Origin of the sequence: Neorhizobium sp. T7_12, from assembly GCF_002968535.1 — a bacterium.
GTDB lineage: Bacteria > Pseudomonadota > Alphaproteobacteria > Rhizobiales > Rhizobiaceae > Neorhizobium > Neorhizobium tomejilense.
In genome coordinates, this window is sequence record NZ_PVBK01000001.1 from 161558 (window position 1) to 186599 (window position 25042).

Genomic DNA, 25042 nt, shown 5'->3' on the forward strand with positions numbered 1-25042 from the left:
CCCTTGCAGTGCAGCGTAAATGAGACGGAATTTCGACTCGAACCGGTCACATGTCCAGCCCCGGTCTAGTGCCGGGTGAGATTTTCCAGATGCTCCATGCGCTTGCGGAACTGGCTTTCGAAATCCCAGCCCTGGGCGAACCGAAGCGCATTCTCGGCGCACTCCAGGATGGACGAGCGGTCCTTGTCGAGGGCGGTCAACCGGTCGGCCACCGCCCTGATGTCGCCAAGCGGGGCGATCCAGCCGGCTTTCGACTCGGCCATCAGCGCCGACCACATCCTGTTGTCGTAACCGACGATCGGAACGCCACAGCCCATCGTCTCTATATAGGTGCAGGAGGGATCCGACTGCCTGTGGCAGCTGAGAAAGATATCGGCCCGGTTGCGGGTCAGCGGCACGAGCTCCTGCTCGAAATCGACCGGATCCTTGAGGAAGACGCAGTCGTGCAGCCAGTGCCTGCGGATATCGGCGGCGATCGCATCGGAAAGGCTTCCCTCGCCGTAGATCGTCAGCGTGAAATCGACGCCCCGTTCGCCAAGCAGTCTGGCGATCGGAACGAGGTCCTGCACGCCCTTCATCGGTTCGAGCCGCCCGGAATGGATGAGCCGTAACGGCTCGCCGCTCAGGAGATGCCGTTTTCGGGCGGTCATCTCCTGCGGCGTCGCGAACATCGCCGGTTTCATGCGGTTGTCGAGATAGAGGAGCTGGCTGCCGCCCATGTCGCGGTAGGCCGTGTGGGCCGGGTAGCCGTTTGCCTGAATGCCGCGGGCGGCGCGGAACGCGCGCTTGCGCTTGTATTCCTGCATCACCGTCCAGGCCATGCCGTAGATTTTCCGCGGCAGGCTGCGCGTATCGTCGAGCGAGATGATCTGCAGCCGGGTCTGGTGGGTGTATTCGATCGAGTAGACCACGGCGCTCCGGGCTTTCCGAATCGCCTCGGGGGGTAAGAGGTCGAGGTAGGAATCTCCCGACAGCAGCGCGAGGTCGAAATCGGCGAGATGGTCCACCGATACCCGTTCCTCCGGCTCCAGGATACGCACCCGGAAATCGAGCTCGCCGATGTCGTAGCGGCCGCCGAACGGTATGTCGGTCGCGCCGCGCCGGATGAAACAGGTGACCGGCCCCGACCAATGCCGCACATGCAGGGCCATGCCGGAAACGAACTTCTTGTCGAGCACCAGCTTGCCGTTCGCGGCCTCGATCACCGGTGCCGACACGAACATCGCCAGGCTTTTCTGCATGGACGTCGATCCTCCGCGATGCCAGATTTTCGCACGCTGAGCCGTACTATGCTGATCGAGGCCAGACTCGAGCAAGCCGGCCAATAGGTCGACTTGCCGCGGAGGCGTTACCTCATTCGCCGTAGGGACCGGTGAGGCGCCGGGCGCCCGGATCGGTCAATGCTGGCGGCGGAACCAGGTGGAGAGGAAGTCGACGAAGCTCCTGACCTTGGCGGGCAGGTAGCGGCGATGCGGATAGACCGCGTAGATACCTCGGTCCTTGGCAATATAATCGTCGAACAGCGTCACCAGTTCGCCCGACTGGATCGAGGCGTTGGCGATGAAATCCGGGATGATCGCGACGCCGAGGCCCGCGCGGGCGGCACGCAACGTCGCCTGCGGGCTGTTGATCTCGACCGGGCCGCTGACGGCGACCGAGATGGTCGAGCCGTCCTTGTCGGTGAAGCGGACATTGTTGTGCCAGCGGGAATTGGTGTCGATGATGAAGGGGACGCGGTTCAGGTCCTGCGGGTGTTCGAGCGGACCGTATTTGGCGACGAAATCGGCGGTCGCTACCGTATAGACCCGGAAGTCGGAGAGCTTTCGGGCGATCAGCCCGGAATCCTCGAGCTTGGTGATTCGGATCGCGAGGTCGAAATTTTCCTCGATCAGGTCGACGAACCGGTCCTCGGCGACGATTTCCAGCGACACTTCCGTGTGGCTCTTGGCGAAATCGATCAGCGACTGGCCGACCTCGGCATCGATGAAGGTCCGCGGCACGGAAACCCGCAGGCGTCCCTTCAGGTCGGCATTGTTCTCGCGCACCAGGTCGGCGAGATTGTCGATCTCCTTGAGGATGTCGGCAGCGGTCCGGTAGTAGGTGTGGCCGGCCTCGGTCATCGAGAACTGGCGGGTGGTGCGATTGAGCAGCAGCGCGCCGAGATCGTCTTCCAGTTCGCGCACGTATTTGGAAAGCAGAGCCTTCGACCGACCGGTCCGCCGGGCTGCGGCTGAAAAGCCTTCTGCTTCAACCACATCGATGAAGGCCCGCATGCGCGTTAGAGTGTCCAAATGTCGCCCCTTTTGGTCTGGTCGATCGTAGTTGGGATTTAGCATGGAATTGTGCAATGCGAAATTTCGGTGATGGGCAAAAAAACTCTTGATTATGACTGCGAATATTCTTATCTCCCCGGTCAGCCCAAAGTCGCACGTGCCCGTGGGTGTCCGCCGACCCTCTATTTGGTGAGGTCATCGGTAAGGTACCTGGAACTAACCCCTCCAGTCGCTATTCCGGCCATCCGGGAAATGCGAGGACATCTGAAGCAACGACGGTGCGGGCCTTTTTGTTCTCTCCCTGCTTTCCATCAGCGGGGGTTACTGAAGAGGCACACCATCATTGCCGGAAGTGCGGTAGGGACCTCCCTCCAATCCATGGCAGACAAAGCCGGATCATTGTTCGTGGCAGAGCGTTGATCCACTTATCGCGCGTTTGAGCGTGTTCACGGTACCGGTGTCTCCACCAACCGGGCTGAACGCATTCTCATCCGTCCTTTGTCCTCCGGTTCACAGCCGGAGCTTTGAGATTTTGAAGGGACTGACCGATGACCACTGCTCGCATCCTTGACTTCATCAAGACCCAGCGTCCCGAAGGACCGTATCTTGTTGTCGATCTCGACGTCGTGCGCGACAATTTCACCGCCTTCCGTCATGCACTGCCGGACAGCGCGATCTATTACGCGGTCAAGGCCAACCCGGAACCGGCAATCCTGAAGCTGCTCGCTTCGATGGGTTCCAACTTCGACTGCGCCTCGGTCGCCGAAATCCAGATGGCGCTCGACGCCGGTGCGTCCGCCGACCGCATCTCCTTCGGCAACACGATCAAGAAGGAACGCGATATCGCTCGCGCTTTCGCGCTCGGCGTCGGCCTCTATGCCGTCGACAGCCATGAGGAAGTCGAGAAGATCTCCCGTGCGGCTCCCGGCGCAAAGGTATTTTGCCGCGTGCTGACCGATGGCGAAGGCGCCGAATGGCCGCTGTCGCGCAAGTTCGGCTGCGTGCCGCAGATGGCCGTCGACGTGCTCGTCTACGCGCACCAGATGGGCCTGGAGTCCTACGGCGTGTCCTTCCATGTCGGCTCGCAGATGACCAAGGTCGATGCCTGGGATGCGGCTCTTGCCGATGCCAAGCGCGTCTTCGGTTCGCTTGCAAAGCAGGGCATCGTTCTGCAGATGGTCAACATGGGCGGCGGTTTCCCGACCAAGTACCTGCGCGACGTGCCGAAGGCCGAGGAATACGGCAAGGCGATCTTCGCTTCGCTGCGCAAGTATTTCGGCAACAATCTGCCGAAGACGATCATCGAGCCGGGGCGCGGCATGGTCGGCAATGCGGGCGTCATCAAGGCTGAAGTCGTCCTCGTGTCGAAGAAGTCGGACAACGACAATCACCGATGGGTCTTCCTCGACATCGGCAAGTTCGGCGGTCTGGCCGAAACCATGGACGAGGCCATCCGTTACCCGATCCGCACCGAGCGGGACGGCGACGAGATGGAACCCTGCGTTCTCGCCGGCCCGACCTGCGACAGCGCCGACGTGATGTACGAGAAGAACATGTATCCGCTACCCGTCACCTTGACGATCGGCGACGAGGTTCTGATCGAAGGCACCGGCGCCTATACGACGACCTACTCGGCCGTCGCCTTCAACGGTTTCGACCCCCTGAAGGCCTACGTCATCTAAGGGGCGGCTTGCCGCTCCCCAAGACGTGTCACTTCCGCCGGCCCCGTAACCAGTCGGGGCGGCAAATTCACAATTCCTCTTCATCGCCGCTCATAACGGTATTGGGTACGGGAGGCCACGATGGCCGCTGTTCTTGATTCTGTACGCGCATTCTTTGCGCCTAACTCCACTTTCACCATCGACGCCGAAACGCCGGCCGACGTGGTCGCCCGCGAAACCCTGCTCGACCGCGCCATGGGCCCGGATCGTCGCCGGAAGTCGTCGGAAAAGATCCGCCGCAACCGCGTGCCGGCCGAAGGGCTCGCCATCGTTGCGCGCGACGGCGCCGGCCACGTGATCGGCACCGTGCGTCTTTGGAACGTAGAGGCCGGCATTTCGTCCGAAGGCCAGGCCATCGATGCGCTGCTGCTCGGCCCGCTTGCGGTCGATTGCGTTCATGAAGGCAAGGGCATCGGGGCGGCGCTGATGCGTGCAGCGATCACCGAGGCCCACAAGCGCGGCCACGGTGCTGTCCTGCTGGTCGGCGATGCGGCCTATTACGAACGGTTCGGCTTCTTCGCCGACAAGACCCGGCATCTCGTCATGCCCGGCCCCTTCGAGCGCTCTCGTTTCCTGGCGCTCGAACTCAAGGCCGGCTGGCTTGAAGGTGCCGCTGGCATGATCGTCGCCAACGGGCGCAAGCTGGCCTGACAAAGGTCGAGTTTTCGGCCCAAGGCATTCAGCACTCAAGGCCTCGCGCCCCGACGATCTGCCCAGACCCCGCCTCTCCGGTGGAGCGTTCCTGTTGGAGCGCCCGCGGGGAGGCGGGGTTTTTCGTGCGACAAATTCTCCGTTTCGGGCCGCCGCCGCGCATCCGCTGGCAGCGGTTGATCCTGATCAATCCGACTCTCGTCGCCCGCGCCTAAGCCTCTCCCTGCAAGATCAAAACGCAAGCAGGAGAGCTTACATGGACACGAGCGCGGCACGGCATCTGAGATGGATCGCGGGCGCGGGTGCGGCTTTTTTCGCATTCGGGGCAGCGGCGGCGGATCTGACGCCCGTTTCCGTTGCCCCTCCGGCGGAGGAACCCGTGGCGGCATCGAGCCCCTGGCAGATCCGCGTGCGCGGCTTGGGCGTCATCACTGAGAACCGCGGTTCGGTCAACGGCGTGCCGGGTTCGGACCTCTCCTTTTCCGACTCGGTCATCCCCGAACTCGATATCAGCTACTTCTTCACCGACAATATTGCGGCCGAACTGGTCCTCGGGACGACCTATGCAAATATCAGGGAAGACGGTGCCGTCGGCGTGCCGGTCGGCCGCGCCTGGCTTCTGCCGCCGACGCTGACGCTGCAATACCACTTCACCGATTTCGGCGCCTTCAAGCCCTATGTCGGTGCCGGCGTCAATTATTCGCTCTTCTACAACCAGTCCGAAAAGCCTGGCTTCCACAATCTGGACGTCGAGAACAATGTCGGCGCGGCCCTGCAGGTCGGTTTCGATTACATGATCGACCAGCACTGGGGCGTGAACTTCGACGTGAAGAAGATTTTTCTCGAAACCAAATGGAAAGCCGACCACGACGTGCTCGGGCCGCTGAGCGGCAAGGCGAAAATCAATCCCTGGCTGATCGGGGCAGGCGTCACCTACCGCTTCTAGAAAAACAAAAAAATCGGTGGGGGACAGGGCCGGCGCCAGACAGGTGGCGCCGGCCTTGTTTTTTCAGCTTTCAACGCATGCAGAACGGCGGTGCCGCCGTCGACGACGAATATATGCCGCCGGTCACTCCCGCCCGGTGGGAGCGCCAGGCGAGAGCGTGAGCGCCCGATCTTTCAGTCGCTGTCCTTGGCCCGATAGGCGTCCGGGGTGACGTAGATCTCGTCGGCGCGGCCGTATCCGCCGTCCTTCACCTCTTCGATCAGCACCATGGTGTGAGGCCGTGCGGCCTCGCTCAGGTATTCGACCAGCATCTCGGTGGTGCGGTGGACGATCTCCTGCTTCTGGGCCTTGCTGAGCGCGGCTTCGGGCGTCTTGATGTTCACGAATGGCATTGTTCTATCCTTTGGTTTTGGTGTTTCAGATCATGCCGCCATTGGCGCGCAGCACCTGGCCGTTGACCCAGCCGCCGTCCGGGCCGGCGAGGAAGGAGACGACGGTGGCGATCTCCTGCGGCTGGCCGAGACGGCTGAGCGGGATTGTCTTGACGATGTTCCGGACCAGTTCGTCGGACTTGCCGGTCATGAACATCTCGGTTTCGACAGGACCCGGCGCGACCGCGTTGACGGTGATCCCGCGCCGGCCGAGTTCCTTGGAGGCAACGTGGGTCATCGCTTCGACGGCCGCCTTGGTGGCGGCATAACCGCCATAGGCCGGCCCGTAGACGCCGACGACGCTCGACGAGAAATTGATGATGCGGCCGCCGTCACGCAGCCGCTTGCCTGCTTCGCGGATACCGCGGAACGTTCCCATCAGGTTCGTGGCAAGCTGGAATTCGAAAGTCTCGTCGTCCATCTCGGCGAGCGGCGCAAGCCGCATCACGCCTGCATTGTTGACGAGGATGTCGGCACCGCCGAAGCTTTGTTCGGCGGCGTCGAACAGGGTTGCGGCAGCGGTCGGGCTGCCGACATCCGCCTGCACCGCGACCGCCTTGCCGCCGCCCGCTTCGATCTGTGCAACGACCTCGTCGGCGGCCTGCCGGCTGGTCGCATAGTTGACGACGACGGCGATGCCGTCTTCAGCGAGGCGGAGCGCAATGGCTCTGCCGATGCCCTTCGAAGCGCCGGTAACGATCGCGACGCGTTGTCCGTTGGTGGTCATGGGATCTCTCCTTGGTTGGTGGGCAGGAGATATTGCTGACACGGCTCAAGAACAATTGGCGGCGAATTGACATCAGAATTCGCCTGTGGTGAACAAGGTCATGGATCGCCTCGACCGCATGCAGCTCTTTGTCCGGGTTGTCGAACGGCGCAGTTTTTCCGCTGCGGCCGCGGATCTCGGCCTTGCCCGTTCGACCGTCACCGAAGCGGTCAAACAGCTCGAGGAGGGGATCGGCACGCGACTTCTGGAGCGGACGACGCGCTACGTCACCCCGACGCTCGACGGCCGGGCCTTCTACGAGCGTTGCCTCGCGATCCTCGCGGAGGTGGACGAGGCGGAGAACATCTTTCGTGACGCGCAGCCGCGCGGCCTGCTGCGGGTCGACGCGCACGGGTTTCTGACCCGCACCGTCCTCTTGCCGCGCCTTCATGAATTCCTCGACCGTTATCCGCTCCTGGAACTGCAGATCGGCCAGGGCGACCGGCTGGTGGATCTCGTTCGTGAAGGCGTGGACTGCGTCATCCGCGCAGGCGAGATCGACGACAGCGGGCTGATCATGCGCAGGCTCGGAACCATCACCGAAATCACCTGCGCCAGCCGCACCTATGTCGAGAAACACGGGCTTCCGAAATCACCCGATGCGCTGGAAGGGCATATCGCCATCGGCTTCATCTCGTCGCGCACCGGCCAGATCATGCCGCTCGAATTCGTCGTCAGTGACGAGGTGCGCTACGTCACCCTTCCAAGCCGGCTGACGGTCAACAATTCCGATACGATGGTCGATCTCGCCCGCCGCGGCTTCGGGCTCATACAGGCGCCCCGTTATCGCCTGCAGCGGGATATCGACGAGGGCGTGCTCGTCGAAGTGCTGGCCGATTTCCCGCCGCCGCCGACACTGCTTTCGGCGCTTTATCCGCAGAACCGCCAGCTTTCGCCGCGGGTGCGCGTTTTCCTCGACTGGATCGTCAAGGTGTTCGCCGAAGCCGGGCTTTGAGGTGTCTTACGGCCGATAGATCGCCTGCAGCTTGGCAAGGTCGGCGATCTTCAGTTCCACGGGGTCCAGGTCGTCGCGGGAAGGCTTGAACCAGGAGGCCGCCTCCTGGATATGCCGGCCGTAGGGCTCCGGATACATGCTCAGACCCAACACCCACTGGCGAACGATTTCCCGGTCCATGCGCCCCGAGGCATAACGGTCGTGCATGGTCTTGGCGGATGTGGTCAGGTCTTCGACATTCTTCATCAATGCACCGCTGGATTGGGTTCGGGTTCGCCGAAGAAGGAGCGGATGCCGTCGCGCTCGACGGTCGCCAGGAACTCGTCGAAGGCTTCGCGGTCGGTCGGAAACGGCTCTTCCCAGGTGGTGACGTCATCCTCTTCGGTGATGACTTCGAGCGTCCAGTCGCCCTGGGTGCCGGCGGGGCGGTAGATATCGACCAGCACGGTAATGCCGTCGTCGGTGAATTCGCCGGCGAGTTCGGAATGTTCAGTCTTGGGTGCCTTGGCCATGTCGTATCCGATCGTATAAACGGCTGTCCCGGCGCTGCGGGTCCGGTCCAGTGAGGGAATCGGCTACGCAACGATCAAGACGGTCGGGATGGTCCAATACACTGCTTTCCGTTTTTGCTCCACCGTGGATGATCCTTGAAGGTGTTCGTTGCTGGAGGAATCGGAACGGGGCCTCGCATATGCGGGGAAGTGGCTTCACACTCCATCATCTCTGCGTGAATCCACCCTTTCCGCCATAGTCTCGGCCGCCTGGCCGTCCTAGCTTCGCTGCATGATCACACGCCGCGCAACTCTCCTGTCCCTCCCTTTCGCCTTGACTGCGGCCCGCAGCCTTGCCCAGGGCGCGCCCCAGGCACCTGTGCCGCAGCCGCCCGTGACGCTCGATACCGTGCTCGGCGGTGCGGCGGAGCTGGAGCCCTTGAAGGTCGTTCTGGTCGCCCGTAGTGGCGAGATGCTGGCCGAGCGGGCGTTCAACGGTCATTCGCTGGACGCCTCCACCAACATCAAGTCAGCCTCGAAATCGATCATCTCGGCTTTGACAGGCATCGCCATCGACCGCCGGCTGCTCGAAGGTCCGGACCAGAAGATCGCGCCGATCCTGAAGGCCGACCTGCCGGCCAATCCGGATTCGCGCATCCACACGATCACCGTCGGCAATCTGCTCTCGATGCAGGCGGGGCTCGGAAGGTTGTCCGGGCCGAACTATGGCCGCTGGATCGCGAGCCGCAACTGGGTGCGGTTCGCACTCGCCCAGCCGTTCGACGACGATCCCGGCGGTTCGATGCTCTATTCGACCGCCTCCAGTCACCTGCTTTCGGCGGTCCTCACCAAGGTCGGCGGGAAGTCGACGCTGGCGCTGGCGCGCGAATGGCTGGATCCGGTCGACGGGTTCCGGATCGGCTCCTGGGAGCGTGACCGCCAGGGCATCTATCTCGGCGGCAACCAGATGGCGATGACCGCCCGCTCGCTTCTGGCGTTCGGGGAACTCTACCGCAACGGCGGCAAGACGAAAGACGGCCGCCAGGTCGTCTCGAAGGATTGGATCGACCAGTCCTGGACGCCGCGCACCAATTCGCGTTTTTCCGGCGACGGTTACGGATACGGCTGGTTCCTGCGCAATATCGGCGGCGAAGAGGTCAAGTTCGGCTGGGGTTATGGCGGGCAGATGCTCTATATCGTCCCCTCGCTCGGCCTCACCGTGGTGATGACGTCAGACGAGAGCGGTCCCTCGGCCCGCAGCGGCTATCGCGACGACCTGCACAACCTGCTCGCCGAGATCATCGGAGCCGTCCGCATCGTTTGAAGCCAGTTCGTATAAACTTGAATGGCCGGGCACACCAAATCGTAACCGCCTGACGCTAACATGCCCCGCGTCGCCATTGGGGGTGCTTCATGCTGGATCTGCGGACGATCTATATCGTCTCGGCTATGACCTGCTCGATCCTGGGCATCGTCCAGATGATCGCCTATTCCAGCGGCCGGTTTGAACGCTGGCTGTTCTGGTGGAGCGCCAGCGGCATCGTCATCGGAGCCGGCTTGTTCAGCGTCGGCCTGCGGAACGTGTTCCCGGATGTCGTCTCGGTCCTGATCGGCAACAACCTGATCCTGGTCGGCTATCTGTTGCTGATCGTCTCTGTCCGGCTTTTCGGCGGCCGTCCGGCCCGCTGGGGCCTGAGTTGGCTGATCCTTGCCGTTCTTTCGGCGCCGCTCATCCTCTTGTGGCGGGACGATGCCAGTACCGCGCCGCGTATCGCCATCTTCTCGCTCGTCTGCGCCCTCGGCGACCTCCTGGTGATGCTGGAGGGTATTCGCCTCGCACGGCAGGAGAGGCTGCGGTCGGCATGGCTGGTCGCTGCGATCTACCTGCCGACTGCCGCCATCTTTGCAGCGCGCACCGTCCTTGCGGTGACGGGCTGGATCGGAGAGGGCGGCCTCTTTGCCGCCGGCAACGGCGCCGATGCCTGGCTGGGGCTCTGGGCGGCGCCCTTCCTGGCATTGCGAAGCATCGTCATCAATCTGATGGCGGCCGAACGGGCGGGAAACAAGCTCACCTACCTGGCGGATCGCGACGCCCTGACCGGGGTGCTCAACCGCGGCGGCCTGATGCGTTCCTATGCTGGTCTCGAGCCAGGGCCGGTCGCCCTGATGCTTATCGATGTCGACCGTTTCAAGCAGCTCAACGATACGCATGGTCATGGGGTTGGCGACGAGGTCTTGCGGCGGTTCGCCTCCTCTGCATCCCTGCACCTGCGCAGCCACGATCTCTTCGCTCGGCAGGGCGGCGACGAGTTTGTGATCGTCCTCAAGGGATGCCCGGTCGAAAAGGCAGTCGAGACGGCCCAGAAGATCCGCGCCGCCTTTGCCGCTTCCCTCGCCGAAATGGAGGGCCTTGTCGTGCAGCCGACACTCAGCATCGGCGTGGCGACCGAGATATGCGGTCCTGGCGACCTGGAAACCCTGCTGCAGCGGGCCGACCTGGCGCTTTATGCCCGCAAGCGCAATGGCCGCGACGGTATCGATACGTTCGAGGAAGACCGCCAAGCGGCGTGAAGGCGGGGACGCTTTCGCCGCGGCGAACAGAAATTCCCTTTTTCGTTTGAAGCATTTTTCCGTCGAAAGAATTCCGCGGCATCCTCGCCTGCGCCGGCGCGGTTATAGTGGTCGCGTCACAGGGCAGGGGCCGGGTCGCGAACCGGGTCGCATCCTACGGAGAGCATCCGGCGTCCGGTGATGGTCGTAAAGGTGAGGACGGTGCCGTCAGGGCGCCGACCGTCGAAAGGTTCAAGTTTCGGATCCAGACCATCCGTTACCCACCTTTCGAAAAAGCCGGAGCGATCGGGCAGGCAGCACGGCCTGACACCCATACCACTTCATACACGCTGCCTGCCCATCCCGCATGGACCAGGCCGCGGCGGAGATTTTTCCGCCGCGGTTATTCGTGCTGCAAGCTTTCAGGCTGCGATATCGATGACGCCGCAATCGCCGGCATCGGACGCGAAGGCAACGAGCTTGCCGTTGGCGCTCCAGCTCAATCCGGTAATGCCGCCCTTGCCGGGCCGGCGTAGAAGCGCTTCCTTTGCGTCGGCGAGCCTGACGCCAAGGATCATGCCGTCAATGAAACCGATGGCGAGCACTTCCTCGGCCGGATGGAAGGCCACCGATGTGACCATGATATTGGCGCGGGTGCCGAGTTCCTGCGGCGCCTTGCCCATGGGCCCGTCCTTTGCCGAAAACGGCCAGACGATCGCCGCCGGAGCACCCGACGAGGCGAGCCACTTGCCCTTTGGCGACCAGGAGAGAGATTTCACCTTGGCCGGATAACCGGTCATCCGCATATGGCGGTTTTCGCCCGGCTTGCCGTCGAGCTTCCAGCCGTGCAGGGCGTTTTCCTGCATGGTCGTCACCAGGAAACGTCCGTCGGGCGAGAAAGTGACGGCGTTATGGGCGCCCTTCCATTCGAGATCGACCGGCGGGGCATTGGTGCCGACCCAGTGCAACGACACGCCGTTGTAACGGGCAGCAGCGATCCTGAGACCCTTGCCGGCGAAGGCGAGGCCTTCGACGCTGCGCTCTTCGGGAAATTCCTTCAGCGTGCCGTCGCTCTGCTTCACGAAGCTGGACTTGCCATGCGCATAGGCAACCGCATTCTGCGGGCCGCCGGCGACGACGCTGATCCACTTGCGCGGCGCTTCGGCGATCAGGGTCGCCTCGCCATTGCTTCCGATGCGCATCACCTTGCCGTCCTCGCCGCCGGTCAGCAGCGTGGCGCTGAAGGGATCGCGGATGCAGGTCAGCAGACCCTGATGGGCCTCCGTGACTTTCTCGCCGCCATCCAGGCGGTGGATCGTGCCGGCGGCGGTAGCGAAGAATGGGACGTCGCCAAGGAAATGCGCGGCGACGACATGGCCTTCGAGATCAAGCGGTGCAACAGTCGGCATTACGCAGCATTGCTCCCGGGCATGACGTGGTCCGAAAACCGCTTCACACTTTTCGGCGTCATGCCGCTACCTCACAAGCCCTGAAGCTCTTCTCGATCTTGTCGACATCGAGATCGCGGCCGATGAAGACGAGGCGCGATTCGCGCTTCTCGCCATCCTTCCACGGACGCTGGTGATCGCCCTCGACGATCATGTGGACGCCCTGAACGACATAACGTTCCTCGTCGCCCTTGAAGGCGATGATGCCCTTTAGGCGCAGGATGCTCGGGCCGTCCGTCTGGGTGATCTTCTGGATCCAGGGGAAGAACCGTTCCGGGTTCATCTCGCCGCCGCGCAGCGAGATCGACTTCACGGTCACGTCATGGATCGGCGACATTTCGCCGTGGTGATGGTGGTGGTGATCATGGCCGTGATGATCGTGATCATGGTCATGCGCATGATGGTCGTGATCATGATGATGGTGGTCATGCCCATGGTCATGGTCGCAGTCCGGGCCACAGACGTGGTCGTCATGGCCGTGGTCGAGGAAATGCGGATCGTTTTCGAGCGCGCGTTCAAGGTTGAAGGCGCCCTGGTCGAGCACGCGGGCGAGATCGACGCCGGAACGAGTGGTCTTGTAGACGCGGGCAGTCGGGTTTATGGCGCGGACGACGTCTTCGATGATCGCCAGCTCTTCCGGGGTGACGAGATCGGTCTTGTTGATGACGACGACGTCGGCAAAGGCGATCTGATCTTCGGCCTCGCGGCTGTCCTTGAGGCGCAACGGCAGGTGTTTTGCATCGACGAGGGCGACGACCGCATCGAGCTCGGTCTTGGCGCGCACGTCGTCATCCATGAAGAAGGTCTGGGCGACAGGCACCGGATCGGCAAGGCCGGTGGTCTCGACGATGATGCCGTCGAAGCGGCCCGGGCGGCGCATCAGGCCCTCGACGACGCGGATTAGGTCGCCGCGCACGGTGCAGCAGACGCAGCCATTGTTCATTTCGTAGATCTCTTCGTCCGACTCGACGATCAGGTCGTTGTCGATGCCGATCTCGCCGAACTCGTTGACGATGACCGCGTATTTCTTGCCATGGCTTTCGGAGAGAATGCGGTTGAGGAGCGTCGTCTTGCCGGCGCCGAGATAACCGGTGAGCACGGTGACGGGAACGGGCTTGACGGGGGCTGTTTCGGTCATGGAAACCTCGAGGACTTGAGAGCGCCCGATCGGCGCGGAAGCTTTGTTCGTCTCATATAAGGGCAAGCCGGGGCGAGTTCAAAGGGTTTGTATGTTATAAGATCACATCGGAATTGCAGCTGACGCCAAGTGATCTTGTTACTCACGCTGACGGCGAAACGATTGCGGAAACCACGTCTGTTCTTGCGAAATCGTCACCAACATAGAGAAGCGGACAGTCGAATTCCTTCGCTGTCGCATAAGCGAAGCAATCGCCGAAGTTGAGCGAAGCCTTGTGAAAGCCTTTGCCGAACAGAGCGTAAGCGGCCGCAGCCCGTTCTGCTCTTACAGCATCCAGTTCGATGATGGTGATGGGAAGCCGGTCAATCAGGTTGGTAAGACCAGCCAGACATTTCTTTCCACGAGCCACAATCAGTGCTTCGGTGAGAGTAGCGGCGTTGAGGAGTACCTTCGATTCCCCTGTGAGCACCTCTTGGCAGTCAAGGGCACCAATTTCATTCTTGACGATGGCGATCAACGCTGACGTGTCGACCACAATCATGCCGGCAGGCCATCGTCACCATAGAGATAATCCTGGCTTCGCTCCGCGGGTACGTCGTTGCCATCAGGTGCAGGCGCCATTGCTCTGATCTCTTCGATCAGCGCTCTGCGTTGATCGCGCGTCAGTTCCGGCTCAATGGGTACAAGCCTTGCGATCTTATGACCTCTTCGCGTGAGAACAACATCTTCTCCAGCCTCCGCGCGATGAAGGAGTTCAGTCAGACTTGCTTTGGCCTCGCTCACTGAAATTTCCATTACGTGCTCCGTGGTCCAATTAGATGGTCCAAATATACGCTTATCATGCCGTCGATTCAACTATGCTCTAGTGTCCCGACATCAAACCGCGCCACATCCTCCAGCAGTTCGATAATCCCCTTCACAGCATGCGCGACCAGCATCTCGCCCCGTTCCGCCGTCGCCGCCGCCGCGTTTCCGGCGACGCCCTTGGGGTTGAGGTCGGACATCTTCCAGCCGAAAGCATGTGGGCCGTAGGCGCGCAGATGTCTGAAGTCGCGGGAAAAGTCCGATTGGCGGGACGGGAAGTTTTCGGCCCTGGTCATGTTGACCCTATCCGGATGGAGCGCCAGCATGACCGAAGTCTCTATGTCTCCGCCGTGGATGTCTACTGCCTTGTCCTCCGGGGCGATCCAGCCGGCGGGCTGGCCGAAGCGGGTCCAGCTTGTGGCGACCACCAGCATGCTGAACCGCACCCGCGCCTCGGTCGCCACGATGGTCGTGAGCGGCGAATTGCCGCCATGGGCGTTGAGCAGCACCAGCTTGTTGATGCCCCGGCCATGAAGGTCGCCGGCAATGCCGAGCCAGCGGTAAACGGCTTCGTCGAAGGCAAGTGTCTTCGTACCGGCGACATCCATATGTTCTATCGAATAACCGACGGGCTCCACGGCCAGAAACGTCACCGGCAGGTGGGCAGGCAGGGCAGGGATCAAGCGGGCGACGAGGCCCTCGGCGATCAGCGTATCGGTCTCGAACGGCAGGTGCGGTCCGTGCTGCTCATGGGCGCCGAGCGGCAGGACGGCGACCCAGTTTCGCCTTTCTGTGGACGCAAGTGTCGTATCATTGTCATGATAGCGTGGCGAAGGGTGCGACATCTGGCGGTGGTTTCCCGGTTTCGATATGGATAGCGCGCCACAGATATAACGGCTACTTCTTTAGGGCAAAACGGGCGGAGCGAATGAGCAAGAAGAAGGGCGATAAAAAAGCCAAGTCCGGCAAAAAGAAGGAACTGGAAGGCCTTTCGGCCACCGACCTTGCGCCGGCAATCACCCAGGCCGCCCGCTCCATGCGCACGGCGCTCAGCCGCAGCCTCGGCGAAAGCGGGCTTTATGCCGGCCAGGACGGTGTCATCCTGATCCTCGCGGAAGAAGACGGCATGACCCCCGGCCAGCTCGCCATACGGCTCGGCGTCAAGGCTCCGACCATGACCCGCACGATCGGCCGCATGGAGGCTCAGGGTTTTCTGGAACGTCGCGCTGACGGCACAGACGGGCGCCTCACCAAGGTGCATCTGACCGAAGCCGGATTGCAGACCGTCGAACAGATCGGCCGCTCGGTCTCCGAGTGCGGCTCGATCGCCGCAAAAGGCCTCTCCGACAAGGAGATCCGCACTCTCCTCAAGCTCCTCAAAACCATCGAGCAGAATCTCCAGTCCGAGCCCTCGGACGACAGAGGTTGATTTCCCTCCAGATTTTCGCGGTCACAGGATTGTCGCACGGAATTAAATTGTTTATTTAAAGTTTAATTCGAGCATCGGATAGCGATGCCGGCCATTGCGGGTGGGGGAAATGGCGCAAAAGATCAAGTTGTCGACGATTGGCGAGAGCCTTGGTCTTTCAACTGCCACGATATCGCTTGCGCTGCGCGACAGCCCGCTCGTGGCGGCCGATACCCGGGAAAAAATCAAGGAACAGGCAAGAGCGCTCGGTTATATCTACAACCGCCGGGCTGCCAGCCTGCGTACCTCGCGTTCCGGCATTATCGGCGTCGTGGTGCACGACATCATGAACCCGTTCTACGGGGAAATCCTCAAAGCGATCGAAAGCGAGCTCGACCGCAGCCGCCATACCTTCATCCTTTCCAACCATTACGATTCGGTCGAGAAACAGCGTACCTTTATCGAAACGCTGCTGCAGCTCGGTGGTGACGGGGTGATCATGTCGCCGGCGATCGGCACGCCGATCGAGGATATGAGGCTGGCCGAAGAGAACGGCATGCCGGCCATCCTCGTTGCCCGTTCGATGGAAGGCGTCGAACTGCCGACCTATCGCGGAGACGACAGCTACGGCATTTCACTTGCCACCAACCATCTGATCGGCCTCGGTCATCGGGTGATCGCCATGATCGGCGGTACGGACCAGACATCGACCGGCCGCGACCGTTACCAGGGTTATGTCAACGCGCTGCGCAAGGCGGGCATCGAGGTCGATCCGAACCTCCGCCTGCCCGGTCCGCGTTCGAAGCAGGGCGGGTTCGAGGCGGCGGTGCATTTTCTCTCCCTGCCGCAGAAGCCGACAGCAGCGGTCTGCTGGAACGATCTGGTGGCGATCGGCCTGATGAACGGCATTGCCCGTGCCGGGCTGATGCCCGGCCATGACATCTCCGTCACCGGTTACGACGATCTCGAGGAAGCTTCGATCGCGACACCGGCGCTGACGACCGTGTGGAATGGGCAGACAGAAGTCGGCCGGCTTGCGGCGCGCGCCCTGCTCGACCGCCTCGCCGGCAGTCACGAGCCGGACGGCATCCATCTGATCAAGCCGGAAATGCGCATCCGCCAATCGACCGGCGTGCACCGGCCGAGGGCCTGAGGTTCAACACACTAGTCGCGTCAGGCCGCCACGTTGGTCAGCGTCTTGCGGGCCGCATAGGCGCGGACAGCCTCGCCGAAGGCTTGGAACAGCGCCCGTGACGGCGCATCGGTTTCCGCCCAGTATTCCGGGTGCCATTGCACCCCGACGGCGAAGTTTTTCGCGTCGATGACCGAAACCGCCTCGATCGTGCCGTCTTCGGCCGTCGCTTCGACCTTCAGCCGAGGAGCGGTTTCGGCGATCGCCTGGCGGTGCAGCGAGTTAACCTGGACTTCGCCTGTCAGCCCGAGATAGTTGGCGATGCAGGAGCCTTCCTCGATGAAGACCGGCTGGCGGATCGCATACATGCTGTCGCGCTCCTTCACATCGGGTTTGCGGTGGTCCCAGATGCCCGGCTGGTTTTGGATTTCGCTTGCCAGCGTGCCGCCCAGTGCCACGTTCAGTTCCTGGATGCCGCGGCAGATGGCGAGCAGCGGAATGCCGCGGTCGATCGCCCGGCGGATGAGGGGCAGGGAGGTCGCGTCGCGGGCCGGGTCGAAGGGACCGTCGCCGGCCGTTGCTTCTCTGCCATAGAGCGACGGGTGAACATTGGTCGCCGAACCGGAAACCAGCACGCCATCGACCCGGTCGAGGATGGCGTCGGTCTCGTTACCTTCTTCGAAAGCCGGAATGATGAAGGTCATCACATCCGCCACTTTCAATGCCGCCTGGACATACTGGTTCGGCGAGGCATGCCAGATCGCTCCATCCAGTTGGCGGATATCGGCAGGCAGGGCGACGATCGGTTTCGGCATCAGGCTCTCCAACGAGGCTCGCTATCGCGTCTCCTTTCGTTGTGCCGCGTCACCGCGCTTCAAGTCAAGATCGAGGGCCGCTTCGGGGGAGAGCGCTGCCCAAAGAATAAGCATTGGCGCTTTGAAATATCTTGTGAATCCAGTTTCGGCGGGACGCTACGAAAGTCTAAGGACAAAAGGCGTTCCCGCATTAAGGAATATTAGCTCCGGCGCTTGCAACCCATAGGCCAAAATGTTTACCTCGCCGCAGGATCGGGGGAGTGGGAACAGATAATCCCTCCGGTTTGTCTTACTGGGAGGTATTTCATGGATCGTCGTTCATTCTTTAAAAAGGCCGCCGTCACCGGCGCCGGCGCAGCTGCCGCTACGGTGCTCGCCGCACCGGCCATCGCGCAGTCGAGCCCGAAAATCACCTGGCGTCTGACGTCTTCATTTCCGAAGTCGCTGGACACCATCTATGGCGGCGCGGAAGACATCGCCAAGCATGTCGCCGCAGCAACCGACGGCAATTTCACCATTCAGCCGTTTGCGGCCGGTGAAGTCGTGCCCGCCGGTCAGGCTTTGGATGCCGTCAGTAACGCGACGGTCGAAATGTGTCATACTTGCTCCTACTATTTCGTAGGCAAGGACCCAACGTTTGCCATCGGCACTGCAATTCCTTTCGGCCTCAACGCACGACTGAGCAATGCATGGTTCTACGAAGGCAACGGCAACAAGTTCCTGAACGAATTTTACGCCAAGCACAATGTCTACGGGCTTCCCGCGGGTAATACGGGCGCCCAGATGGGTGGTTGGTTCCGGAAGGAAATCAATACCGTAGACGATTTCAAGGGCGTCAAGATGCGCATCGCCGGGCTTGCCGGCCGGGTGGTCGAGAAGCTCGGTGTCGTGCCGCAGCAGATACCTGGCGGCGACATCTATCCGGCGCTCGAAAAAGGCACGATCGATGCGGCGGAATGGGTCGGCCCCTATGACGACCACAAGCTCGGCTTCTACAAGGTGACCAAATACTACTACTATCCGGCCTTCTGGGAAGGTGGCCCGGTCATCCACGCCTTTATGAATTTGGACAAGTGGAACGCCCTGCCGAAGAGTTACCAGGCGGCACTGACCGACGCCTGCGCGTTTGCCAATACCAGCATGATGGCGAAATACGACACGAAGAACCCGACGGCGATCAAGCAGATCGTCTCGCAGGGCACCACCCTTCGCCCGTTCAGCCAGGAAATCCTCGAAGCCTGCTACAAGGCGTCTCTTGAGGTCTACAAGGAAATCTCGGCTTCGAACGAGACGTTCAAGAAGATCTACGAAGACCAGGTCGCCTTCAAGAAGGAAGCCTATCTCTGGATGCAGCTGTCGGAATATACCTACGACACGTTCATGATGATCCAGCAGCGCAGCGGCAAGCTCTGATCCCAGATCAGGCAAGTGTCATTTCAGGAACCCCGGATCGAAAGGTCCGGGGTTTTTGTCTGTGCTGATGCCGCCGGGACGCATCAAGCCGAGGAACGGGAGGCCGAAGGGCGGTTCGTGAAGCGGCTGAAGACTTCCGGGGAAGGAAAGGCCAGTATGTTTTCATAGGTCCGCGCCTCGGGGCGATCGAACCGTTTGAGAACCGGCGCACCGCCATGGCGGAAATTCCATCTCAGCTTTTCCAGCGTTGAAGCCGATGCCGGCGCATATTCCAGGTCGTAGAGTTGATAATCCGGCAGGCAGGCGGTGAGCTTGCCGAAGTCGTCAGGCCCTGCGAGATGGCCGTGGAACTCGAAGGACACGATAGGCCGGTTGAAGGCGATGGTTTCGCGCAGTCCTTTCAGAACCCGCTGCTCGAACCCCTCGACATCGATCTTGATGAAATCGACCCTGGTTATTCCGAGCTGCCTGACGAGTTTGTCGGCTTGGAAAACCGGCAGGCGCAGGATGCGGCTATGCCCCGATGGCCGGTCATCGTGCACAAAGCCGCTGGCGCCCAGGTTGCCTTCGAGATTTTCGCGGAACATGAGCGTGTCGTCGCAATCGCCGAGAGCCGCTTGATGCAGTCGGATGTTGGTGAGCCGGTTCGAGCGAATGTTGTCGGTCAACCGCCTGAAGACTTCGGGGTTCGGCTCGAAGCAATGGATCTCGGTGAAGTCTCGATTGAGGTGAATGGCGTGGTTGCCGATATTGGCGCCGACATCGAGTGCCACGGCGCCGGGCTCGAATCGGCCCTGCAGGAATTCCAGAAACCGTCCTTCAAAGCAGCCTTCGACGAAGATGGCCTCGTCGATGCTTTGCGCGGGATCGAGTTTGAAGATGTATCCCCGGTTGGTGCAGTGAATGAAGACGTCGCTCTCTTTCGCAAACCGCCTGCGCCGCAACGGCTCGACGATGGTGCGACCGATCGACCTTCGCACAACGTACATAGCATTCGGCAATACGTGGCTTATCTGCATGTCAGGCCCCGAGCGCTTCAGCCAAACTGATTTGGGGACGACCGACTTCAGCATCATGCCGTCTGTCAAACTTTATAGGCTCGACGGGCCGGTTAGTATGGCTACCTAAGTGTTAGCTGCGCCGGGATCTGGCACCGGACCTCGATCGGCATACGACTATTGCGGTAGAGGAACGGCCAAAAGACGAGTTTGACGTAGGGGCTCCGGGCTGGCCGGACTTCGCTGGGCTCCGTTGCTTGGCGGGAATAGCGATGGAGGACAGAGCGTCAACTCTGTCCTCCTAAGATATGGTCCCTGTCCAGGGTGGACGGGTGCTGCCCTTACGGGTTGATCTTCGGTGGCTCGCCGAAGTTCGGCATGCCGGGCAGGCCCTGCTGGCCCGGCTGAGCCGGGGCGCCGTCCATCGGGGGCAGGCCGAAATTCGGCATCTGGTTGCCGCCGCCGTTGCCGAAGCCGGGGATCTCGATCTTGATCGTGTTGAGATCGACGTCAGGCGCCTTGTCCAGCCAGTAGGTGACGGACTCGGGCCAGAAGATCACGATGGCGACGAGAACCAGCTGCATGCAGAGCCACGGGATGGCGCCGAGATAGATATCCTTCGTCTTCACCGATTTCGGCGCGATCGAGCGCAGGTAAAAGAGCGCAAAGCCGAAGGGCGGGTGCATGAAGCTGGTCTGCATGTTGATGCAGAGCAGCACGCCGAACCAGATCAGGTCGATGCCGAGAGCGCTCGCGACCGGCGCCAGCATCGGGATGACGATGAAGGCGATCTCGAAGAAATCGAGGAAGAAGGCGAGGAAGAAGATGAAGATGTTGACGAAGATCAGGAAGCCGAGCGCTCCGCCGGGAACGTGCGACAGAAGATGCTCGATCCACAGGCCGCCATCCATGCCCTGGAAGACGAGGCTGAAGCAGGTGGCGCCGACCAGGATGAAGACGACCATGGAGGTGATCGTCATCGTCGAATGCATGCCCTGACGCAGCAGATCCCAGGTGAGGCGGCGATGCATCGCGGCGATCACCATGGCGCCGACGACACCGAGTGCGCCTGCTTCCGTCGGGGTCGCGAGGCCCATGAAAATGGTGCCGAGTACCAGGAAGATCAGCACGATCGACGGGACCATGCCCCAGAGGACCTTGATGACCAGGGCCATGTTCATCTCGCCCCGCGCTTCCGGCGGCAGCGGCGGAACGTCCTTCGGCCGGAAGATCGACAGGCCGAGGATGAACAGCATAAAGATCGTCACCTGCAGGATCGAGGGTCCGATCGCGCCGAGATACATGTCGCCGACGGAACGGCCAAGCTGGTCGGCCAGAACGATCAGCACGAGCGAGGGCGGGATGACCTGGGTGATCGTGCCCGAGGCGGCGATGACGCCGGTCGCAAGCCGCGGATTGTAGCCGTATTTCAGCATGATCGGCAGCGAGATCACGCCCATGGTGATGACTGACGCGGCGACCGTGCCGGTGATCGCGCCGAGGATGGCGCCGACGATGATAACCGCATAGGCGAGGCCGCCGGGAACGGCGCCGAACAGCTTGCCGGTTCCTTCGAGCAGATCTTCGGCCAGGCCGCAGCGCTCGAGGATCGCTCCCATGAAGGTGAAGAAGGGAATGGCAAGCAACAGGTCGTTGGAGACGATGCCGAAGATGCGGAACGGCAGCGCCTGCATGAAGGCGAATTCGAAATGGCCGGTGGCGATGCCGAGAAGACCGAAGAAGAGGCCGACGGCCGAGAGCGAAAAGGCGACCGGGAAGCCGTAAAGCATGAAGATGATCATGCCGATGAACATTGCCGGCGGCATTATACCGTATTGGAACATGAGCGGTTATCCCCCCGAAAATGGTGTTATTGCAGCGGCTTTTCGTAGGTCGTATCGACCCGGAGGACGCCCAAAAGACCGGCGATGCGCTTCACCAGTTCGGAAAACCCCTGCAGCGCCAGGAGGCTGAAACCCGCGACGATGATGAGTTTCACCGGCCAGCGGATGAGGCCGCCGGCGTTCGAGGACACTTCGCCCTGCGCGTAGGAGAGCGCGAAGAACGGCCAGGCAAGCCATGCGAGATAGATGCAGGCCGGAATGAGGAAGACGATCAGGCCGATCGTATCGATCCACAGGCGGGCACGGTCGGAAACGGCGCCGTAGATGAGATCGACGCGCACATGCTCATTCAGCCTCAGAGTGTGGGAAGCGCCCAGAAGCACGACGAAGCCGAAGAGATACCACTGGATTTCAAGCCAGCCGTTGGAGCTGTAGTTGAAGAGGTAGCGGATGAGCGCATTGCCGGCGCTGATGAGGGTGCAGGCGAGAACGAGATAGCCGGAAAATTTGCCAATAATTTCGCTGAGGCGGTCGATGAGACCGCTGATCTTCAACAATGCAGCCATGGTTTCCCCAATTCAACGGGTCTCTCTTATCCCGCCCGCCCTGGCATGGCGATGTAAACCAAGGTCTAATAAAAGGAAAGTCCTAAAAGCCTGGGTTTTCGTCTACAAAAAGCAGGGATCGAAAGGCGTTGCGCAAGCCGGGAAGAGGTTGCGTCTCTGCCGAAGGTTGCGTGGTCGAAATTTTAGCTATCCTGTTGTCAATTTATTCAGCAAACTCTCAAGAACCCCCCAATGAAAGGGGGGCTGCGGCCCGCGGACAAGCAATTTTTAAAGGGTTTCCCGCAGTGTCGACCGGAAGACAAGGGATGAACCCGATGAAAGAGACAGAAGCGAAGACGCTGTCGACGGATGTGTATCTGTCGTTCGTCACGTCGCTATTTGGAAATCGCGGCACACTATGGACCGGCGTGGTTGTTCACGTCCTGTGGTGCCTGCTCGTTTTCCATTACAGTGGTGCGCAATTCTATCTCCTGTTCGCCTGCGGCTTCGCGGCGGTCTTTGCCTATCGCATGTACTGGTTCCAGCGGTTCGACAAGGTGGACAAGGGGGCGCTGACCTATGACGGCATCGCCGCCTGGGAGCAGCAATATGTGATCGGCGCGTTCCTCGCGGCCTTCCTGCTCGGCATCGCCAGCGGCTATGCCCTGCTGGTGCTGGAAAACCCGTTCGTCGGCTTCACCTGCATCGCCATGACGCTCGGCTCGATGATGTCGATCGTCGGCCGCAACTATGGCTCGCGCATCGCCGTCGATCTCCAGACGCTCGGCTGCTGCGGTCCGATCCTGATCGCCTGCCTCTTTACCGAGGATCTGCATCTGGCGCTGATGTCGCTGCTGCTCATCCCCTTCGGCCTTACCACCAGGTCGATGGCCAACGGGGTGCGCGAATTCCTTTATGAAAACGTCATCGCGTCGCGGAAGATGGCGATCATCGCCGGCCGCTTCGATATCGCCTTGAAGACCATTTCCCACGGCCTGGTGATGCTCGACGGCGAAGGCAAGATTCAGGTGATCAACCGCCGCGCCCGCGATCTGCTCGGCCTCGACAAGAAGAGCGATCTCAAGGACCGCGATTTCGCCGCCGTGCTCTGCGAGGATGCGGAGAATGCGCCCGAGACCATCCTGCGCCAGCTTTCCAAACTTGCCGACGGCTCGCTCGAACGCGCGCTCTTCAAGTTCAAGGACGACCGTCATCTCGAATTCTCGGTCAGCCCGCGCACCGACGGCGGTGTCGTGCTGATCTTCGAAGATGTCACCGCCCGTCTCGCAGCCGAGGAAAAGGTGCTGCACATGGTGCGGTTCGACGCCTTGACCGGCCTGCCGAACCGCGGCCACTTCGCGGATCTTGCCACAAAGAAGCTGAAACGGCGGGGCGAAGCCCTGGCGGCGCTCGCGATGTTCGACGTGGACGGGTTCAAGCATGTCAACGACCTGCGCGGCCACGTGGTCGGCGACCGATTGCTTGCGGCGATCGCGGCAAGGCTTGCAGCACTGAAGAGCGACGGACTGCTGGCGGGCCGCCTGGTCGGTGACGAGTTCGTCGTGTTGCTGACCGGCGGCGACGACGATTGCGAGCTGGAGCGTCAGATCCGCCGCATCCACGCCGAGATCCAGGGCGACTATTACGTCGACGGGCTTCGTCTTCCCGTTTCGATGAACAGCGGCTGCGTCATCCTGCCGTCGCAGGACTTCGACATGGAAAACTGGCAGATCAAGGCGGACCTTGCACTCAACCACGCGAAATCCACCGGCAACGGCACGCTGACAGTGTTCCTTTCGGAAATGGACGCCCAGTATATCGACGAGCAGAAGCTCCGCGTCGACCTTCGCCAGGCGATCGAGAACCACGGCCTGCATGTCGTCTATCAGCCGATGTATCGTCCCGACGGTTCCGGCATCGAATGCAGCGAGGCGCTGGTGCGCTGGCGCCACCCGGAGCGCGGCATGGTGGGGCCGAACGTCTTCATCCCCATGGCCGAGGACATGGGGCTCGTCTCGCACATCACTCACCTCGTGCTCGACCAGGCCTGCCGCGACTGCGCGACCTGGCCGGAGCCAATGGCCGTTTCCGTCAACCTCTCGATCCAGGACCTGCGCAACGACGACATCGTCGGTTATGTGGCGGACGTGCTGAAGCGCTATTCGCTCGATCCGTCGCGGCTGCATCTCGAGGTCACCGAAAGCTGCTTCATGGACGAGCCGGTGGCGGTCAGCGCCATTCTCAACCAGTTCCGGGTGACCGGGGTGACGATCGCGATCGACGATTTCGGCACCGGCTTCTCGAGCCTCAGCTATCTCGACTCCCTGCCGCTCGACGTGGTCAAGATCGACCGGGCGTTCATCCGCAATATCGCCGAGGACCAGCGCAAGCTGAAGCTCCTGCGCGGCATCGTGCATTTGTCTCGCGAACTCGGTCTCAAGATCGTCGTCGAAGGCGTGGAGACCAAGGAACAGCTCGCGCTGATCAACCGCCATCGGTTCTCCGATCTGGTCCAGGGTTACGTGTTTTCCGTGCCGGTCGCTTCCGAAAAGATCATCGAACTGGCGGCCGAGGCTGCTCCTGGCCCCAAGCTTTCGTCCATCCGGCGTGGTGCCAAAAATGCACAGACCTCGCCTCTTCGGGCCGCCGCGCGCTAAATCCCGCCTGAAACTGGAACAGTGTTAACGGTTTTGGGACGCCGGCGAGCGGTCGT

The 25042-nt window shown here is 61.5% G+C and carries 25 protein-coding genes; 10 read left to right on the top strand and 15 right to left on the bottom strand.

Annotation, left to right across the window (positions count from 1 at the left end; translation table 11 throughout):
• Positions 1–65 precede the first annotated feature (65 nt).
• Entirely contained in the window at positions 66–1241 is a 1176-nt protein-coding gene (locus tag C5J26_RS00795) for a glycosyltransferase (RefSeq protein WP_105400118.1), read from the bottom strand.
• Between the two features lie 156 nt (positions 1242–1397).
• Complete coding sequence (locus C5J26_RS00800; protein ID WP_105400119.1) at positions 1398–2291, bottom strand: LysR family transcriptional regulator; 894 nt, start codon at positions 2289–2291, stop codon at positions 1398–1400.
• A 530-nt stretch (positions 2292–2821) separates the two neighbouring features.
• On the opposite strand from C5J26_RS00800, the gene odc2 reads away from it, so the two are divergent.
• From odc2 to C5J26_RS00815, 3 genes are all read left to right on the top strand, one after another.
• The gene (gene odc2 / locus C5J26_RS00805) at positions 2822–3955 is read left to right on the top strand and encodes an ornithine/lysine decarboxylase (protein ID WP_046604509.1); all 1134 of its coding nucleotides are present in this window, start codon (positions 2822–2824) and stop codon (positions 3953–3955) included.
• Between the two features lie 120 nt (positions 3956–4075).
• Positions 4076–4645: a GNAT family N-acetyltransferase gene (locus tag C5J26_RS00810; RefSeq protein ID WP_105400120.1), complete on the top strand. Its 570-nt coding sequence runs from the start codon at positions 4076–4078 to the stop codon at positions 4643–4645.
• A 256-nt stretch (positions 4646–4901) separates the two neighbouring features.
• Positions 4902–5591, top strand: a complete 690-nt coding sequence (locus tag C5J26_RS00815) for an OmpW family protein (RefSeq protein WP_105400121.1) — start codon at positions 4902–4904, stop codon at positions 5589–5591.
• Positions 5592–5764: 173 nt separating this feature from the next.
• Here the strand turns inward: C5J26_RS00815 and C5J26_RS00820 are convergent, their stop codons facing one another.
• Positions 5765–5983 carry a 4-oxalocrotonate tautomerase family protein gene (locus tag C5J26_RS00820; RefSeq protein ID WP_105400122.1) on the bottom strand — a complete coding sequence of 73 codons (219 nt, stop codon included), beginning with the start codon at positions 5981–5983 and terminating at the stop codon, positions 5765–5767.
• Between the two features lie 25 nt (positions 5984–6008).
• Positions 6009–6749: an SDR family oxidoreductase gene (locus tag C5J26_RS00825; RefSeq protein ID WP_105400123.1), complete on the bottom strand. Its 741-nt coding sequence runs from the start codon at positions 6747–6749 to the stop codon at positions 6009–6011.
• Between the two features lie 100 nt (positions 6750–6849).
• On the opposite strand from C5J26_RS00825, the gene C5J26_RS00830 reads away from it, so the two are divergent.
• On the top strand, positions 6850–7743 hold the full coding sequence (locus tag C5J26_RS00830; RefSeq protein WP_105400877.1) for a LysR family transcriptional regulator: 894 nt from the start codon (positions 6850–6852) through the stop codon (positions 7741–7743).
• A 6-nt stretch (positions 7744–7749) separates the two neighbouring features.
• On the opposite strand, the gene C5J26_RS00835 is transcribed toward C5J26_RS00830, so the two are convergent.
• On the bottom strand, positions 7750–7989 hold the full coding sequence (locus C5J26_RS00835; RefSeq protein ID WP_046668285.1) for a hypothetical protein: 240 nt from the start codon (positions 7987–7989) through the stop codon (positions 7750–7752).
• Positions 7989–8255: a hypothetical protein gene (locus C5J26_RS00840; protein WP_037077316.1), complete on the bottom strand. Its 267-nt coding sequence runs from the start codon at positions 8253–8255 to the stop codon at positions 7989–7991. The genes C5J26_RS00835 and C5J26_RS00840 overlap by 1 nt, the downstream gene beginning before the upstream one ends.
• A gap of 271 nt (positions 8256–8526) precedes the next feature.
• Here C5J26_RS00840 and C5J26_RS00845 point away from each other — a divergent pair, with 271 nt between their 5' ends.
• Both C5J26_RS00845 and C5J26_RS00850 read left to right on the top strand, forming a co-directional pair.
• The gene (locus C5J26_RS00845; protein WP_105400124.1) at positions 8527–9558 is read left to right on the top strand and encodes a serine hydrolase; all 1032 of its coding nucleotides are present in this window, start codon (positions 8527–8529) and stop codon (positions 9556–9558) included.
• Between the two features lie 89 nt (positions 9559–9647).
• Positions 9648–10805 (top strand): GGDEF domain-containing protein, encoded by a 1158-nt coding sequence (locus C5J26_RS00850; RefSeq protein ID WP_105400125.1) that lies wholly within the window; start codon positions 9648–9650, stop codon positions 10803–10805.
• A 401-nt stretch (positions 10806–11206) separates the two neighbouring features.
• Here the strand turns inward: C5J26_RS00850 and C5J26_RS00855 are convergent, their stop codons facing one another.
• The 5 genes from C5J26_RS00855 to C5J26_RS00875 all read right to left on the bottom strand — a co-directional run bounded on the left by C5J26_RS00855 (position 11207) and on the right by C5J26_RS00875 (position 15019).
• Positions 11207–12193: a WD40 repeat domain-containing protein gene (locus C5J26_RS00855; protein ID WP_105400126.1), complete on the bottom strand. Its 987-nt coding sequence runs from the start codon at positions 12191–12193 to the stop codon at positions 11207–11209.
• 58 nt (positions 12194–12251) lie between these two features.
• Positions 12252–13370, bottom strand: a complete 1119-nt coding sequence (locus C5J26_RS00860) for a GTP-binding protein (protein ID WP_105400127.1) — start codon at positions 13368–13370, stop codon at positions 12252–12254.
• A 142-nt stretch (positions 13371–13512) separates the two neighbouring features.
• Positions 13513–13911 (bottom strand): type II toxin-antitoxin system VapC family toxin, encoded by a 399-nt coding sequence (locus tag C5J26_RS00865; RefSeq protein WP_105400128.1) that lies wholly within the window; start codon positions 13909–13911, stop codon positions 13513–13515.
• Positions 13908–14165, bottom strand: a complete 258-nt coding sequence (locus tag C5J26_RS00870; protein WP_105400129.1) for a type II toxin-antitoxin system Phd/YefM family antitoxin — start codon at positions 14163–14165, stop codon at positions 13908–13910. The genes C5J26_RS00865 and C5J26_RS00870 overlap by 4 nt, the downstream gene beginning before the upstream one ends.
• A gap of 56 nt (positions 14166–14221) precedes the next feature.
• The gene (locus C5J26_RS00875) at positions 14222–15019 is read right to left on the bottom strand and encodes a creatininase family protein (RefSeq protein ID WP_105400130.1); all 798 of its coding nucleotides are present in this window, start codon (positions 15017–15019) and stop codon (positions 14222–14224) included.
• A gap of 83 nt (positions 15020–15102) precedes the next feature.
• Between C5J26_RS00875 and C5J26_RS00880 the strand changes: the two genes are divergently transcribed.
• The gene (locus tag C5J26_RS00880) at positions 15103–15603 is read left to right on the top strand and encodes a MarR family winged helix-turn-helix transcriptional regulator (RefSeq protein WP_046668276.1); all 501 of its coding nucleotides are present in this window, start codon (positions 15103–15105) and stop codon (positions 15601–15603) included.
• Positions 15604–15712: 109 nt separating this feature from the next.
• Positions 15713–16735, top strand: a complete 1023-nt coding sequence (locus tag C5J26_RS00885) for a LacI family DNA-binding transcriptional regulator (protein WP_046668275.1) — start codon at positions 15713–15715, stop codon at positions 16733–16735.
• 20 nt (positions 16736–16755) lie between these two features.
• Here C5J26_RS00885 and C5J26_RS00890 read toward each other — a convergent pair whose 3' ends face one another.
• Entirely contained in the window at positions 16756–17529 is a 774-nt protein-coding gene (locus C5J26_RS00890) for a gamma-glutamyl-gamma-aminobutyrate hydrolase family protein (protein ID WP_105400131.1), read from the bottom strand.
• Between the two features lie 306 nt (positions 17530–17835).
• On the opposite strand from C5J26_RS00890, the gene C5J26_RS00895 reads away from it, so the two are divergent.
• On the top strand, positions 17836–18942 hold the full coding sequence (locus C5J26_RS00895) for a TRAP transporter substrate-binding protein (RefSeq protein ID WP_105400132.1): 1107 nt from the start codon (positions 17836–17838) through the stop codon (positions 18940–18942).
• 83 nt (positions 18943–19025) lie between these two features.
• Here C5J26_RS00895 and C5J26_RS00900 read toward each other — a convergent pair whose 3' ends face one another.
• The 3 genes from C5J26_RS00900 to C5J26_RS00910 all read right to left on the bottom strand — a co-directional run bounded on the left by C5J26_RS00900 (position 19026) and on the right by C5J26_RS00910 (position 22350).
• Positions 19026–19961, bottom strand: a complete 936-nt coding sequence (locus tag C5J26_RS00900) for an FkbM family methyltransferase (protein ID WP_172745731.1) — start codon at positions 19959–19961, stop codon at positions 19026–19028.
• 320 nt (positions 19962–20281) lie between these two features.
• Entirely contained in the window at positions 20282–21784 is a 1503-nt protein-coding gene (locus C5J26_RS00905; RefSeq protein WP_105400134.1) for a TRAP transporter large permease subunit, read from the bottom strand.
• 26 nt (positions 21785–21810) lie between these two features.
• Positions 21811–22350 (bottom strand): TRAP transporter small permease subunit, encoded by a 540-nt coding sequence (locus C5J26_RS00910; RefSeq protein ID WP_105400135.1) that lies wholly within the window; start codon positions 22348–22350, stop codon positions 21811–21813.
• Between the two features lie 314 nt (positions 22351–22664).
• On the opposite strand from C5J26_RS00910, the gene C5J26_RS00915 reads away from it, so the two are divergent.
• Positions 22665–24986, top strand: coding sequence for a bifunctional diguanylate cyclase/phosphodiesterase (locus C5J26_RS00915; protein ID WP_245441015.1), 2322 nt, complete (start codon positions 22665–22667; stop codon positions 24984–24986).
• The last annotated feature ends 56 nt before the right edge of the window (positions 24987–25042 follow it).

What these genes read in the sequence shown, in the direction of transcription:
- C5J26_RS00795 (WP_105400118.1), bottom strand. Translation starts at nt 1,241, where the DNA reads ATGCAGAAAAGCCTGGCGATGTTCGTGTCGGCACCGGTGATCGAGGCC.
- odc2 (WP_046604509.1), top strand. Translation starts at nt 2,822, where the DNA reads ATGACCACTGCTCGCATCCTTGACTTCATCAAGACCCAGCGTCCCGAA.
- C5J26_RS00810 (WP_105400120.1), top strand. Translation starts at nt 4,076, where the DNA reads ATGGCCGCTGTTCTTGATTCTGTACGCGCATTCTTTGCGCCTAACTCC.
- C5J26_RS00815 (WP_105400121.1), top strand. Translation starts at nt 4,902, where the DNA reads ATGGACACGAGCGCGGCACGGCATCTGAGATGGATCGCGGGCGCGGGT.
- C5J26_RS00820 (WP_105400122.1), bottom strand. Translation starts at nt 5,983, where the DNA reads ATGCCATTCGTGAACATCAAGACGCCCGAAGCCGCGCTCAGCAAGGCC.
- C5J26_RS00825 (WP_105400123.1), bottom strand. Translation starts at nt 6,749, where the DNA reads ATGACCACCAACGGACAACGCGTCGCGATCGTTACCGGCGCTTCGAAG.
- C5J26_RS00830 (WP_105400877.1), top strand. Translation starts at nt 6,850, where the DNA reads ATGGATCGCCTCGACCGCATGCAGCTCTTTGTCCGGGTTGTCGAACGG.
- C5J26_RS00835 (WP_046668285.1), bottom strand. Translation starts at nt 7,989, where the DNA reads ATGAAGAATGTCGAAGACCTGACCACATCCGCCAAGACCATGCACGAC.
- C5J26_RS00840 (WP_037077316.1), bottom strand. Translation starts at nt 8,255, where the DNA reads ATGGCCAAGGCACCCAAGACTGAACATTCCGAACTCGCCGGCGAATTC.
- C5J26_RS00845 (WP_105400124.1), top strand. Translation starts at nt 8,527, where the DNA reads ATGATCACACGCCGCGCAACTCTCCTGTCCCTCCCTTTCGCCTTGACT.
- C5J26_RS00850 (WP_105400125.1), top strand. Translation starts at nt 9,648, where the DNA reads ATGCTGGATCTGCGGACGATCTATATCGTCTCGGCTATGACCTGCTCG.
- C5J26_RS00855 (WP_105400126.1), bottom strand. Translation starts at nt 12,193, where the DNA reads ATGCCGACTGTTGCACCGCTTGATCTCGAAGGCCATGTCGTCGCCGCG.
- C5J26_RS00860 (WP_105400127.1), bottom strand. Translation starts at nt 13,370, where the DNA reads ATGACCGAAACAGCCCCCGTCAAGCCCGTTCCCGTCACCGTGCTCACC.
- C5J26_RS00865 (WP_105400128.1), bottom strand. Translation starts at nt 13,911, where the DNA reads ATGATTGTGGTCGACACGTCAGCGTTGATCGCCATCGTCAAGAATGAA.
- C5J26_RS00870 (WP_105400129.1), bottom strand. Translation starts at nt 14,165, where the DNA reads ATGGAAATTTCAGTGAGCGAGGCCAAAGCAAGTCTGACTGAACTCCTT.
- C5J26_RS00875 (WP_105400130.1), bottom strand. Translation starts at nt 15,019, where the DNA reads ATGTCGCACCCTTCGCCACGCTATCATGACAATGATACGACACTTGCG.
- C5J26_RS00880 (WP_046668276.1), top strand. Translation starts at nt 15,103, where the DNA reads ATGAGCAAGAAGAAGGGCGATAAAAAAGCCAAGTCCGGCAAAAAGAAG.
- C5J26_RS00885 (WP_046668275.1), top strand. Translation starts at nt 15,713, where the DNA reads ATGGCGCAAAAGATCAAGTTGTCGACGATTGGCGAGAGCCTTGGTCTT.
- C5J26_RS00890 (WP_105400131.1), bottom strand. Translation starts at nt 17,529, where the DNA reads ATGCCGAAACCGATCGTCGCCCTGCCTGCCGATATCCGCCAACTGGAT.
- C5J26_RS00895 (WP_105400132.1), top strand. Translation starts at nt 17,836, where the DNA reads ATGGATCGTCGTTCATTCTTTAAAAAGGCCGCCGTCACCGGCGCCGGC.
- C5J26_RS00900 (WP_172745731.1), bottom strand. Translation starts at nt 19,961, where the DNA reads ATGCAGATAAGCCACGTATTGCCGAATGCTATGTACGTTGTGCGAAGG.
- C5J26_RS00905 (WP_105400134.1), bottom strand. Translation starts at nt 21,784, where the DNA reads ATGTTCCAATACGGTATAATGCCGCCGGCAATGTTCATCGGCATGATC.
- C5J26_RS00910 (WP_105400135.1), bottom strand. Translation starts at nt 22,350, where the DNA reads ATGGCTGCATTGTTGAAGATCAGCGGTCTCATCGACCGCCTCAGCGAA.
- C5J26_RS00915 (WP_245441015.1), top strand. Translation starts at nt 22,665, where the DNA reads ATGAAAGAGACAGAAGCGAAGACGCTGTCGACGGATGTGTATCTGTCG.